This window comes from Streptomyces sp. NPDC048560 (genome assembly GCF_040650955.1).
GTDB lineage: Bacteria > Actinomycetota > Actinomycetes > Streptomycetales > Streptomycetaceae > Streptomyces.
Genome location: NZ_JBEZIJ010000001.1, coordinates 221,411 through 234,476, shown reverse-complemented (window position 1 = coordinate 234,476; position 13,066 = coordinate 221,411). Strand labels below are relative to the sequence as shown.

9 protein-coding genes are annotated in these 13,066 nt (G+C 71.6%); 7 read left to right on the top strand and 2 right to left on the bottom strand.

Translation table 11 applies throughout. From position 1 onward, the window contains the following. Positions 1-52 precede the first annotated feature (52 nt). The 6 genes from AB0C82_RS01000 to AB0C82_RS00975 all read left to right on the top strand — a co-directional run bounded on the left by AB0C82_RS01000 (position 53) and on the right by AB0C82_RS00975 (position 9,601). Positions 53-2,161 carry a phosphocholine-specific phospholipase C gene (locus tag AB0C82_RS01000; protein ID WP_362834966.1) on the top strand — a complete coding sequence of 703 codons (2,109 nt, stop codon included), beginning with the start codon at positions 53-55 and terminating at the stop codon, positions 2,159-2,161. A 301-nt stretch (positions 2,162-2,462) separates the two neighbouring features. After that, positions 2,463-4,706 carry an MMPL family transporter gene (locus AB0C82_RS00995; protein WP_362834964.1) on the top strand — a complete coding sequence of 748 codons (2,244 nt, stop codon included), beginning with the start codon at positions 2,463-2,465 and terminating at the stop codon, positions 4,704-4,706. Positions 4,707-4,722: 16 nt separating this feature from the next. Beyond that, positions 4,723-5,301, top strand: coding sequence for a GNAT family protein (locus tag AB0C82_RS00990; RefSeq protein ID WP_362834962.1), 579 nt, complete (start codon positions 4,723-4,725; stop codon positions 5,299-5,301). Positions 5,302-5,336: 35 nt separating this feature from the next. Then, positions 5,337-5,999, top strand: coding sequence for a hypothetical protein (locus AB0C82_RS00985; protein WP_362834960.1), 663 nt, complete (start codon positions 5,337-5,339; stop codon positions 5,997-5,999). Positions 6,000-6,260: 261 nt separating this feature from the next. Continuing rightward, positions 6,261-6,437: a hypothetical protein gene (locus tag AB0C82_RS00980; protein ID WP_362834958.1), complete on the top strand. Its 177-nt coding sequence runs from the start codon at positions 6,261-6,263 to the stop codon at positions 6,435-6,437. A gap of 47 nt (positions 6,438-6,484) precedes the next feature. After that, positions 6,485-9,601, top strand: coding sequence for an AAA family ATPase (locus tag AB0C82_RS00975; RefSeq protein ID WP_362834956.1), 3,117 nt, complete (start codon positions 6,485-6,487; stop codon positions 9,599-9,601). Positions 9,602-9,643: 42 nt separating this feature from the next. On the opposite strand, the gene AB0C82_RS00970 is transcribed toward AB0C82_RS00975, so the two are convergent. Both AB0C82_RS00970 and AB0C82_RS00965 read right to left on the bottom strand, forming a co-directional pair. Next, positions 9,644-10,807 carry a PQQ-dependent sugar dehydrogenase gene (locus AB0C82_RS00970; protein WP_362836955.1) on the bottom strand — a complete coding sequence of 388 codons (1,164 nt, stop codon included), beginning with the start codon at positions 10,805-10,807 and terminating at the stop codon, positions 9,644-9,646. Between the two features lie 132 nt (positions 10,808-10,939). Beyond that, positions 10,940-11,896: an aldo/keto reductase gene (locus AB0C82_RS00965; protein ID WP_362836953.1), complete on the bottom strand. Its 957-nt coding sequence runs from the start codon at positions 11,894-11,896 to the stop codon at positions 10,940-10,942. Between the two features lie 143 nt (positions 11,897-12,039). Here AB0C82_RS00965 and AB0C82_RS00960 point away from each other — a divergent pair, with 143 nt between their 5' ends. Continuing rightward, on the top strand, positions 12,040-12,990 hold the full coding sequence (locus AB0C82_RS00960; RefSeq protein WP_362834954.1) for a 2-hydroxyacid dehydrogenase: 951 nt from the start codon (positions 12,040-12,042) through the stop codon (positions 12,988-12,990). Positions 12,991-13,066: the final 76 nt, after the last annotated feature.

Genomic DNA, 13,066 nt, shown 5'->3' with positions numbered 1-13,066 from the left:
CGCCACCTCGGTTGGCTAGCTTCCCGGCGTACGACCGATTCGGGAGGCTCACTTGACCACGGACTTTTCACGGCGACGGCTCTTCGCCCTCGGAGGCGGCGCGCTCGGCGCGGCGGCAGCCGGATCGTTCCTGCCGCCGTCGCTCCAGGCCGCCATCGCCGCGCAGCCCGCCCGCACGGCGGGGTCCGGCGGGCTCGACGAGATCAGGCACGTGGTGATCCTCATGCAGGAGAACCGCTCCTTCGACCACTACTTCGGGATGCTGCGCGGGGTACGCGGCTTCGGCGACCGCAACGCGGTCGAGCTGCCCTCGGGCAGGCCCGTCTTCGAGCAGCCCGGCCCGCCGGGCACGTCCGTGCTGCCCTTCCCGGTGCGTGAGGCCGCCGAGACGCAGAAGAAGGATCTTCAGTACATCGGCGCGCTCGACCACTCCTGGAGCGGTGGCGGGCGGGCCTGGGCCGGCGGGTGGATGAACGGCTGGGTCACCACGAAGACGGCCGCCACGATGGCGTACTACGACCGCCGCGACATCCCGCTGCACTACGAACTGGCCGACACCTTCACGGTGTGTGACGCCTACCACTCGTCGGTCCACACCTCGACCAGCCCCAACCGCAACCACCTGTGGAGCGGGAAGACGGGATTCGAGGCGAACGGCAAGCGGGCCGTCGGCAACGACGCGTACGACGAGGACGCCCACCCCGGATACGGCTGGAGCACGTACCCGGAGCGGCTGGAGGCCGCCGGGCGCAGCTGGCAGACGTACACGGAGTGGGAGAACTTCACCGACAACCAGATCGAGTTCTTCGCCACCTTCAAGGCGATCGCCCGCAAGGCCCTCGCCAAGGCCGACGGCCACACCTTCATGGAGTCCTTCTACGCGGTGGTCCGTGAGACGGACGACGCGAGCGAGCGCGATCGTCTGCTCGGGCTCCTGGAAGAGGGTGTCGCGACGCTGCCGGAGGCCGAGCGGAGCCTCTTCGAGCGCGGGCTGCGCCGGGTGGAGACGGGCACGCTGGCCGACCGGTTCGCCCAGGACGTGGCGGCGGGGACGCTGCCCGAGGTCTCGTACCTGGTGCCGTCGGCCGTGGACTCCGAGCACCCGAGCGTCTCCTCCCCCGTGCACAGCGCGACGATCCTCTACAAGGTGCTCGACGCGCTGGGCCGCCACCCCGAGGTGTGGCGGCACACCGCGGTCTTCGTCAACTACGACGAGAACGACGGATTCTTCGACCACGTGCCGCCGCCCGTCGCGCCGCCCGAGGTGGCCGATGAGCGCTGGGACGGCAAGCCCACCGGGCTCGGTGTGCGGGTGCCGATGCTGGTCGTCTCGCCGTGGACCATCGGCGGCCACGTCTGCTCCGAGGTCTTCGACCACACCTCGGTGATCCGTTTCCTGGAGCGGTGGACCGGGGTGAAGGAGCCGAACATCAGCGACTGGCGGCGCAAGGTCACCGGCGATCTCACCTCCGCGTTCGACTTCTCGCGGAGCGGGCGGCAGCCGGAGGTGGACCGCCCGGCGGCCGTTCCGGTGTTCGGCGGACGCTGGCAGCCGAAGCCGCCGGCCGTCCAGCGGATGCCCGTACCGGAGGCAGGGACGCGTCCCGCGAGGCCGCTGCCCTACCAGCCGGACGCGCAGGCATGGGTCACGGACGGGGCCGTGCAGGTGGGTCTCAGCAACTCGGGGCGCTCCTCGGCGCACTTCACGCTCTATCCCTACGCCGGTGAGTTCCCCGCCCCGCAGCACCGCGATGTGAGGGGTACGGCCCAGTGGACGGTGCCCCTCACCGGGGACGCCTACCGGTTCACGATCACCGGGCCGAACGGCTTCCGTCGCGAGTTCGAGGGTGCGGCCGGGGGCGACGCGGAGGTCGGCTCGCGGCTCGACGCCCATGAGCGGGATCTGTATCTCACTCTGCGTAACACGGGCCGGCGGACGCTCACCTTCACCGTGCGGCCTCTCGGGTACGTCGACGAGGAGGATCTGCGGGGCTGGACCCGGCGCATCACGGTGAAGCCGGGGCGCAGCCGTACGGTCGTGCACTCGGCGGCCGACGCGCGCGGCTGGTACGACCTTGCGGTCTCGGTCGACGGCGACACGGCGTTCCGGCGGCGGCTGATGGGCCACATCGAGAACGGCAGGGCGAGCGTCTCGGGCTGACACGAGACTGCCGACGCGGGCTGACGGGTGGGCGGGCGCCGGACCGGGCGCCCGCCCACGCGTGTGTCAGAGGGACGCGTAGGCCGGTGGGGCAGGTGGGGCTGGTGGGGTCACTGGGGCGTAAGCGTATGGGGCCAATGGGGCGTGTAGGGGAAATATCAACCCTTGTGAGCATCGACACGAAAGGGGCAAACGATCAGGTTTGGCTGTCAGAGTGACAGTTCTCAGGTCATGAGTTCTTTGACGGGAAGTTCCCTATACCTCCCGATGGAGAACCACGAACCCTCAGGGAGCACGTCCGTTGGCTGCCATTGCCCGCTGGTGTCTCAGGCACCGGCTCGTCGCCGTCCTCATCTGGCTGTTCGCCCTCGGCGGCGCGGCCACCGCAGCGGGTTTCGCGGGTTCTGCCTACTCCAACGACTACGAGGTGCCCGGAACCGAGTCCGGCCGTGCCACGGCCCTCCTCCAGCAGGGCTTCAAGGATCTCGGCGGTGACACCGACACCGTCGTCTGGCACACCAGCGGCTCCACCGTCAGAGCCACCGACGTCGAGCAGACGATGACCAGGACACTCCACGCGATCGACGAGCTGCCCGGCATCGGCGGCGTCACCGGTCCGTACGGAGCCGAGGGCGCCGGCCAGATCAGTGCCGACGGCCGTACCGCGTACGCCACGGTCACCTTCGACCAGCAGGCCGACGACATCGCGCCGGAACAGGCGCAGGCCCTCGTCGACACCGCCAAGGCGGCGTCGGGCGACGGGCTCCGGGTCGAACTCGGGGGTTCGGCCGTCGCCCTCACCGAAGCGCCCTCGGCCCACCTCAGCGAGGCCATAGGGGTGGTCGTCGCGGCGGTCGTCCTCTTCCTCGCCTTCGGCTCGCTCGCAGCGGCCATGCTGCCCATCGCCACCGCGCTCGTGTCGGTAGGCACGGCCTACGCGGCCATCGTGCTGCTCGGCCATGTGATGACGGTGGCCGACTTCGCCCCGATGCTCGGAATGCTGATCGGGCTCGGCGTCGGCATCGACTACGCGCTGTTCATCGTGACCCGGCACCGCAGAGGCCTGAAGCGCGGACTCCCGGTCACCGAAGCGGCGCAGAACGCCGTCGCGACGACCGGCCGCGCCGTCGTCTTCGCCGGGGCCACCGTCTGCATCGCGCTCCTCGGGATGCTCGTCCTGCGGCTCGGGTTCCTCAACGGGGTCGCGATCGCCGCCTCTCTCACCGTCGTGCTGACCGTCGCCGCCTCCGTGACCCTGCTGCCCGCACTGCTCTCCTTCATCGGGATGCGTGCCCTGAGCCGGCGCGAGCGCAGGCAGCTCGCCGAGAAGGGGCCGCAGCCCGAGCTGCCGACCGGCTTCGCCGCCCGCTGGTCCGCCTTCGTGGAACGGCACCCCAAGCTGCTCGGCGCGGTCGCCGCCGTGGTGATGCTGGTCCTGGCCCTGCCCGCCTTCGGGCTGCATCTGGGCACGTCCGACCAGGGGAACAATCCCGCGACCGCCACCACCCGGCAGGCCTACGACCTGCTGGGCGAGGGCTTCGGGCCCGGGGTGAACGGGCCGCTGACGATCGCCGCCCAGCTGGACGGCGCCGATGACCGGCTCGCCCTGGACGCGCTGCCCAACACCCTGCGTGACACCGAGGGCGTCGCTTCGGTCAGCCATGTGACGTACAACAGCAGCGGCGACACGGCGTTCGTCACCGTCGTTCCGGACTCGGCGCCGCAGTCGCAGCAGACCAGTGAGCTCGTCGACCGGCTGCGGGCGGACGTGCTGCCCGGGGCGGTGGAGAACACCTCGCTCCAGGCCCATGTGGGCGGTGTGACCGCCAGCTACGACGACTTCGCCGAGATCATCGTCGACAAGCTGCCCCTCTTCGTCGGCGTGGTCATCGGACTCGGCTGTCTGCTCCTGCTGCTGGCCTTCCGCTCGATCGGCATTCCGCTGAAGGCCGCCGTGATGAACGTGGCAGCCGTCGCCTCCTCCTTCGGCGTCGTGGTCGCGGTCTTCCAGTGGGGATGGGGGAGCGAGCTGCTGGGGCTCGGCAGCGCGGGACCGATCGAACCCTTCCTGCCGGTGATCATGGTCTCGGTGCTCTTCGGGCTCTCGATGGACTACCAGGTCTTCCTGGTCGGCCGGATGTACGAGGAGTGGCTGGAGACCGGCGACAACAGGCGGGCGGTCCGCGTCGGCCTCGCCGAGACCAGCCGGGTGATCAACTCGGCCGCAGTGATCATGATCTCGGTCTTCCTCGCCTTCGTGCTCAGCGGTGACCGCGTGATCGCGATGTTCGGCATCGCGCTCGCCGTGGCCGTCGCGCTGGACGCGTTCGTCCTGCGCACCCTGCTCGTACCCGCCCTGATGCACATGCTCGGCGGTGCTAACTGGTGGCTGCCCGGCTGGCTGGACCGGCGGCTGCCACGGATCAGCATCGAGCCGCCGGACCGTGAGCCGGCACATGCGAAGATCCCGGGGACGCGTTCGAGTGAGGACGGGGAAACGGAGCACCGGCCCGGCCGGGCCGAGCCCGCCGAGCCCGTTCACTGACCACCGGAGGAGCATGATGTTCGCGATATCCCTGGGTGACGACGGGGCGGAGCTGCGCCCGCTGGAGACCTGGCAGGCGCAGGAGTTCCTGAACCACATGGACCGGGCGCGCGAGCTCGTCGACCCCTGGATCCCCTTCGCCGCGGCCGCGGCCGACCTCGATTCGGCGCGGGCCCTGCTCCAGCGGTACGCGGACAGCCAGGCGGCCGACACCGGCCGGCTCTACGGCATCTGGCTGGACGGCACGCTGGTCGGCGGCGTCCTGTTCCGTACGTTCGAGGCCGCGGCCGGCAACTGTGAGGTCGGCTGCTGGCTCGAACCGGCGGGGGAGGGGCGTGGTCTGATCACCCGGGCGATGCGGAAGCTGATCGACTGGGCGGTCGACGCGCGGGGGATGCACCGGGTGGAGTGGGTCGCCTCCTCGGCGAACCACCGCAGCATCGCGGTCGCCGAGCGCCTCGGGATGACGCGCGACGGAGTGATGCGCGAGCGCTACCTCTACCGGGGAGAGCGTCACGATTCGGAGATCTGGTCCGTCCTGGCGCCGGAATGGCGTGCTCGGCGCGACGGGCAGCCGGACGGGGCCGAACGTTAAGAGGGTTCTCATCCAGGACCCCTAGCGTGCGGCGCATGAACACCTCCACCTCCAAGAACTCCGCCGCTCCCGCCGTCGACGACGACCGCGAGGAGAAGACGGCGACTGACACGATCGCCACGAAGGACACGACCGGGGCCGCCGGCACCGGTACGACCGCGAGCGACGACGCGAACGACGAGGCGGGTGACGACGCGAACGACGACGTCAGCGACGGCGCCGCGGACCTCACGGACGACGACGACCTGGAGCTCGACGAGTACGCCGAGGCCGAGGCGGCAGCCGCCTCCGGTCTCGGCGCCGGCGCCGCGGCCGTCGTCGCCGCCGGACTCGGCATCGTCTCGCTCACCGGCGCCTGGACCGGTCGCATCGCCGCCGAGAGGGAGACCCTGATCGGTCAGATCAAGACCTCCGGCGGCGGCAGCGCGGCCCAGCAGATCTCCGAGATCTACGGGGACGCCTGGCACACCACCGCCCTGGTCAACGGTCTGTTCGCGCTGCTCGCCCTGCTGGTCGGCGTCTTCGTCCTCGTGCGCCCCGCCTTCGGCGCACCCGCCAGGCACCCGCAGCCCGGCTGGATCCGCGCCGTCGCCCTGGCGGGAGTCGCCCTCGGCGTGCTCGGCGTACTGATCTCGGTGGGCATGTACTTCGACCTGTTCGTCTCGCTGCCCTCCGCGGCCGCCACGACCGGCGGCTGACGCTCCCCCCAGAGGCACCGGCCGGAGCCGTGGTCCGGTCCCGCGCCCGGTGTCCCCGACCCGCCTAGGGCATCCGCCCCGGGTCCCGGTGCGGCGTAGGGCATCGGGAACGCCCTTCTAAGGCTCCCGCCGCCTGGAGATGCGGCACTCGCCCGATGCGGCGACACCCCCTGGCGAACGACAGTTGGTGCACGGCCGGAACCGGCCCCCGGCCACCGGCCGGTCAAGGCCTCACGGGCCGTCACCACCAGGGAGTCAGCCATGTACGAGTACGAACTCCACCAGATCCGGTCCGCCGAACTGATCCGCCTGGCCGAGGAGCGGCGCCTGGTGCGGGAGGCGGTACTGGCCCGTCGCGCGGCACGCCGCAGTGAACGGAAGGCCGCCGAGGGGCGGGTGAGTGCGCAGGACCCGAGCCGCTTCGTCCACGCCGCGTAGCGATGGCGGTCCGCCTTCCGGCTGACGCGGCACCGGACCCGTGTGCGATGCTCGGCGACGTGGAGACCATGTCCGTCAGCCCCGTGTTCATCGGCCGCGCCGACGAACTCGCCCTGCTCACCGACGCACTCGCGCGGGCTTCGGGCGGTGAGCCGCAGGCGCTGCTCATCGGGGGCGAGGCGGGCGTCGGCAAGACCCGCCTGGTCGAGGAGTTCCTCGCGGTGGCCGGCCGCCGCGAGGCCGTCGTCGCCATCGGCGGCTGCGTCGAAATCGGTGCGGACGGACTGCCGTTCGCCCCGTTCTCCACGGCCCTGCGCGCGCTGCGCCGCGTCCTGCCGGACGAACTGACCGAGGCACTGGCGGGCCAGGAGGGCGAACTGGCCCGCCTGCTGCCCGAACTCGGCGAGACCGGCCGCGAGCCGAACGACGAGCACGGCACCGCCCGACTCTTCGAACTCACCGCCCGGCTCCTGGAACGCCTCTCCGCCGAGCGCGCCCTCGTCCTCGTCCTCGAAGACCTGCACTGGGCCGACGCGTCCACCCGGCACCTCCTCGCCTACCTGTTCCGCACCCTGCGCAGCGGCCGCCTCACGGTCATCGGCACCTACCGCGCCGACGACATCCACCGCCGGCACCCCCTGCGCCCCCTCCTCGCCGAGATGGACCGGCTCCGCACCGTCCACCGCGTCGAACTCGCACGCTTCACCCGCGCAGAGGTCCGCCGCCAGCTCACCGGGATCCTCGCGGCCGCCCCGGAAGCCGCGCTCGTCGACGAGATCTTCGACCGCTCCGACGGAAACGCCTTCTTCGTCGAGGAGCTCGCCCGGAGCCTCGAATGCTGCGGCGACAGCTCCGGGCTCTCCGACTCCCTGCGTGACCTGCTCCTCGTACGGGTGGAAGCGCTGTCCGACGACGCCCAGAAGATCGCCAGGATCGTCGCCGAAGGCGGCTCCACCGTCGAGCACGAACTGCTCGCCGCCGTCGCCGGACTGACCGACGACGACCTCATCGAGGCGCTGCGCACCGCCGTGGGCGCCAACCTGCTGCTCCCCGCCCCCGACACCGGCGGATACCGCTTCCGGCACTCCCTCGTCCGCGAAGCCGTCAGCGACGACCTGCTGCCCGGCGAGCGCTCCCGCCTCAACCGCCGTTACGCCGAAGCCCTGGAAGCCGATCCCACCCTCGTCCGCGACGACGAGCGAGCCACCCGCCTCGCCAGCTACTGGTACGTGGCCCGTGACGCCGCGAAGGCCCTGCCCGCCGTACTGGAGGCCTCCGTGGAGGCCCGCCGCCGCTACGCCCACTCCGAACAGTTCCGGCTGCTGGAACGGGCCATGGAGCTCTGGGACGACGTACCCGAAGACGTACGGAACACCCTGCGCCCCCTCGACTACGCGGAGGCCTACCCGGCCTGCGGATGCGACCCCGCGACCACCTCGCTCCGCTACCTGGACCTGATGGCCGAGGCCACCGTCGCCGCCCGCTTCGGAGGCGACCGTGAAAGGGCCCTGGCCATCTCCAAGCAGGCCCTGCGGATCCTGGACGGCGAGGCCGACCCGCTGCGCGCCGCCTGGTTCCTGGTGCAGCGCTCCCGTCTGGTGCAGGACCTCACCCGCGGCGACGGCTGGGAGGAACTGGCCCTCGCCCAGGACCTCGTCCGTGGTCTGCCCCCGTCCGTCGTGCACGCCGAGGTCCTCGCCAGCGTCGCCGGCTGGGGCGCCCTGCACCGGCCCGGAGCCGAGACGCTCGCCGCCGCCGACCGGGCGGTGGAGTACGCCAAGCTCGTCGGAGACGAACACATCGAGCTGTACGCCCGCCTCACCCGCGGCTGGCTCGTCGCCGACGCCGGCGGCGTGGACGAAGGCATATCCGAGCTGTACGCCGTCCGCGACCGCGCCGAGGAACTGCACCTCGTCCCGATCATGGGCCGGTCGAGCATCAACCTCCCCTCCACCCTCGAATCCATGGGCCGCTCCCTGGAAGCCGTGGCCGCCGCCGACCACGGCATCGAGGTCTGCCACAGCCACGGCATCGCCGACACCGAGGCATGGGTCCGCTCCAACCAGTCGCAGTCCTTCTTCTCCCTCGGGCACTGGGACGAGAGCGCCGCGGCCGCCGACGCGGCCGCCCTGATCGCCCGCTCCCGCAAGGCACGCGGCCTCGTCGCCGCCCGCCGCGCCGAACTCGCCGTCGCCCGTGGCGACTACGCCGAGGCGGAGGTGCAACTCGCGCTCACCCGACGTCACTTCGGCCACCTCGATCCGCAGCCCCAGCATGTGATCACCCCCACCCGCCACGCCATGTCCCTCGCCGCCCAGCAGGGCCGCCTGCCCGAGGCGCGGGCGGCTTTCCGGGCACAGGCCGAACTCGGGTTCCCGCCCGGCACCCAGCGCTACGCCCTCCCGCTGCTTCATGTCGCAGCGGCGGCGGAGGCCGACGCACGGGGCCTGCCCGCCGCCGACCCGGGCCGTCCCGCGATCCTGGAGCAGATCCGCACCCACCTCAGACAGCTGCCGATGATCGTCCCCATATGGGCCGCCTACGGTGTGTTCGTCGAAGCGGAACTGGCCCGCGCCGAGGGAACCGACACCCCCGGCCACTGGTCCCGCACCGCGAACGCGTTCGCTCCGCTCCAGCGGCCCTACGAGATGGCCCAGATCCGCTTCCGCTGGGCGGAAGCACTCCTCACCGCCCAGGGCGACCGCTCCTCGGCGGCGCCGCTGCTGCGCGAGGCCCACGCCACCGCTCTACGGCTCGGGGCACGTCCGCTCATCGAGACCATCGAGCTCCTGGCCGGCCGGGCCCGCATCCCCCTCACCGCTCCCGAGCGCGCCCCCGAACCGCAGGTCCACCCGGCCGTTCTCGTCCCGGCCGCCGGCGGAGCGGCAGGCCCGGACGCCGCAGGTGCCGATGCCATGGACGAGCGGGACCCCGCGGCCGCCGCTGTCGAGTCCCTCGGACTGACACCGCGCGAGCAGGACGTGCACCGGCTGGTGGCCGCCGGACACAGCAACCGGAAGATCGCCGAGGAGCTCTACATCTCACCGAAGACCGCGAGCGTGCACGTGTCCAACATCCTTGCCAAGCTGGGCGTATCCAGCCGGGGTGAGGCGGCTGCCCTCGCCCACCGTCTCCGCCTCTACCCCGTGCGAAGCGCACCCTGACGCCGGACTGCCGCCGGCGCCGCGACGCCCGGTGCGCACGCCCTAGCGCACGTCCAGGAGGAGAATCCTGTCGTCCCCCGGCTTCGGGGTGGCGCGGCCGTCCGTGTTGCTGGTGACCAGCCACAGTCTGTCGCCGCCCGCGGCGAGCACGGTCCGCAGCCGGCCGTCCTTCCCTTCGAGGAAGGACTGCGGTGCCGCCAGCGGTTCCTGGCCGGCCTTGCCCGAGAGCGGGATGCGCCACAGTCGCTCGCCGCGCAGTCCAGCCATCCAGACCGATCCGCCGACGAACGCGATCCCGCTCGGTGAGGCCTCCTCCGTCTTCCACTGGGCCACCGGGTCGACGAACCCCTCTTCGCCCTTCTTGCCCTCCACGTCGGGCCAGCCGTAATTCCTGCCCGGCTCGATCCGGTTCAGCTCGTCCCAGGTGTCCTGGCCGAACTCGGCCGCCCAGAGCCGCTTCTGTCCGTCCCAGGCCAGGCCCTGCACGTTGCGGTGCCCGTACGAATACACCACCGAGTCGGCCTCCGGGTTGCCGTGCACCGGCTCACCGTCCGGAGTCATGCGAAGGATCTTGCCGCCCAGCGACTTCCTGTCCTGGGCCAGCCCGGTGTCACCTGTCTCTCCGGTGCCCGCGTACAACATGCGGTCCGGGCCGAAGGCGATCCGGCCGCCGTTGTGGACGGCGCCCTTCGGGATGCCCCGCAGGATCGTGTCCGGGGCGCCCAGCTGCCGGCCGGCCGGCTTCCGCTCGTCGTACAGCATCCGGGCGATGCGGTTGTCGGACGCGGTGGTGAAGTACGCGTACACCAGACCGTCCGCGCCGAACGTCGCCGGGACGGCCAGACCGAGCAGCCCGCCCTCACCGCCGGGCGACACCCCGGGCACCGAGCCCAGCAGCGTCTTCTTCCCGCTCCCGCCGTCGATCCTGGTGATCGTGCCGTCGTCGCGGGAGGCCACCAACAGGTCGCCGCCGGGCAGCGCGGCCAGGCCCCACGGGCTCGCCAGCCCCTCCGTGAGGGTGGATACGACCGTCACCGACCCCTTGGCGGGCGGCAGGTCCGAGGGCGTCGCGGAGGCGGAGGGAGCGGACGAGGCGGCGGACGGCGGCGACGAGTCGCCCTCGCGGCCTCCCGTACCTCCCGAGCCGTCCTCGGACGAGCAGGCGGCGGAGACCAGCAGCGAGGCCGTGGCCAGTGCGGCCACCATCCCTTTGCGCACAACGGGGGAGAGAACAGATCCGAACACAGCAACGATCCTTTCGACGGCCGCACGACTACTGTTCCTACACCGCAGCCCCGTCCGGGGTTCCCGGTCCCGGCCAATTCTCTCGCGGCGGACTCAGTCCCACGACCCGCGCGCCCTCGGCAGCCCCGCGATCTCCGCGAGATCCGCGTCATCGAGCTCCAGCCGTGCGGCGCCCGCGTTCTCCACCGCCCACTCCTCGCGCTTCGCGCCGGGCACCGGCACCACGTGCGGCCCCTGCCGCAGCACCCACGCCAGCGCCACCTGCGCCGGAGTGGCGCCATGACGTTCCGCGATCCGCCGGAGGCCGGACACCACAGGCTGGTTCGCCGCCATCATCTCGGCCGTGAAGCGCGGGTGCCTGGCCCGCGGATCGTCCGGTTCGAAGCCCTGGCCCGGCGTCAGCGTCCCCGTCAGATAACCGTTGCCCAGGGGCATGGCGGCCAGCAGCCCCACACCGCGCGCCGTGCACCACGGCAGCAACGACTCCAGCGCCTCGGGCGACCACACGGAAAGCTCCGCCTCGACCGCGCTGACCGGGAAGACCTGCTGGACACGCTCCAGTTGGCGGATCGTTCCGTCGTGCAGCCGCGAGCCCGTCCTGCGCGAGGCGCGCGCCCCCACCGCGCAGAGACCGAGCGACCGCACCTTCCCCGCCGCGACCAGATCCGCCATCGCCCCCCAGGTCTCCTCGACCGGTACCTCGGGGTCGGCCCGGTGCAGTTGGTACAGGTCGATCACATCGGTCTGCAGCCGCCGCAGCGAGGCGTCGCAGGCGCGCCGCACATAGCCGGGACGGCCGTTGGCGACGATGTGCTGGTCTCCCACCAGGAGCCCGCCCTTGGTGGAGAGGAAGACCTCGCTCCGCCGTCCCTTGAGCGCCCTGCCCACGAGCAGCTCGTTGGTGAAGGGTCCGTACATGTCCGCCGTGTCGAGCAGCTGGACACCCGCGTCGAGCGCCGCGTGCACCGTCCGCACCGAGCGGTCGCCACGCTGCTGCGACGTGTTGTACGCCCAGCTCATCGGCATACAGCCCAGCCCGACCGCGCCCACGGCGAGCGCCGCCGCACCGATAGTCCTGCGCTCCAACTCCCTGAACCCTCCCTCGGTCCCGCGGTCACGGGACCACACCGCACCCCAAAAGTAACCTCTGCCCGCCCGGCGCCGCCGAGCAGCCGTCGCCTAGCCTCCTGAGCATGACTTCGACGACCGCCACGGACGTATGGCTGCCGATTCCGGCCGATGAGATCGAGGGGCTCCCCGAGGGGCTCGACTACCACTTCTGGGACGGCGGACCGGACTTCCCCGCCGACCCGGCGCAGTGTGCCTTCTACGTCGTTCCGTACATGAAGGGCCCGCAGATCGCGGTCCGGCCGCTCGACGCCATGAGCGCGGTGCAGGTCGTGCAGACGCTCTCCGCCGGGATCGACCACGTGGAGCCCGGCCTCGGCCTGCTTCCCGCCGGCGTACGCCTCTGCAACGCCAAGGGAGTTCACGAGGCGTCCACGGCCGAATTGGCCCTCACCCTGATCCTCGCCTCGCTGCGAGGACTCCCCGGCTTCGTGCGCGGCCAGGACGAGGAGGAGTGGCGGGCGGGCTTCTACCCCGCGCTCGCCGACAAGTCGGTGCTCATCGTCGGGTACGGATCGATCGGCTCGGCCATCGAGGACCGGCTCGAACCCTTCGAGTGCGCGCGGGTGGCGCGCGTCGCGCGCTCTGCGCGGACGACAGCACGCGGCCCCGTACACACGCTCGACGACCTGCCCGCCTTGCTGCCCCAGGCCGACATCGTCATTCTGTCCACCCCGCTCAACGCGTCCACCCAGGGCCTGGTGGGGGCGGAGTTCCTCAAGGCGATGCGGGACGGCGCGCTTCTCGTCAACGTCGCCAGGGGGCAAGTCGTGGACACCGATGCCCTGTTGTCCGAACTCGAGTGCGGCCGGCTGCGCGCCGCACTCGATGTCACCGACCCCGAACCGCTGCCCGCCGGCCACCCTCTCTGGCATGCTCCCCATGTCCTGATCACTCCTCATGTGGGCGGCAGCACCTCGGCGTTCCTGCCCAGGGCCAAGCGTCTGCTGGCAGGACAGCTCACCCGCTTCGCCGCGGGCGAGCCGGTGCGAAACGTCGTACTCACCACCGGCTGAACACGCTCCGGAGTACGTTCATCGCAGCGGGTGCCCGTAATGCCGCAGGCCGTCACGCAGAGTAGATGAACTATGT

Coding starts and splice junctions, on each gene's coding strand:
- AB0C82_RS00990 (WP_362834962.1), top strand. CDS start 4,723: ATGTTCGCGATATCCCTGGGTGACGACGGGGCGGAGCTGCGCCCGCTG.
- AB0C82_RS00985 (WP_362834960.1), top strand. CDS start 5,337: ATGAACACCTCCACCTCCAAGAACTCCGCCGCTCCCGCCGTCGACGAC.
- AB0C82_RS00980 (WP_362834958.1), top strand. CDS start 6,261: ATGTACGAGTACGAACTCCACCAGATCCGGTCCGCCGAACTGATCCGC.
- AB0C82_RS00975 (WP_362834956.1), top strand. CDS start 6,485: ATGCTCGGCGACGTGGAGACCATGTCCGTCAGCCCCGTGTTCATCGGC.
- AB0C82_RS00970 (WP_362836955.1), bottom strand. CDS start 10,807: ATGGTGGCCGCACTGGCCACGGCCTCGCTGCTGGTCTCCGCCGCCTGC.
- AB0C82_RS00960 (WP_362834954.1), top strand. CDS start 12,040: ATGACTTCGACGACCGCCACGGACGTATGGCTGCCGATTCCGGCCGAT.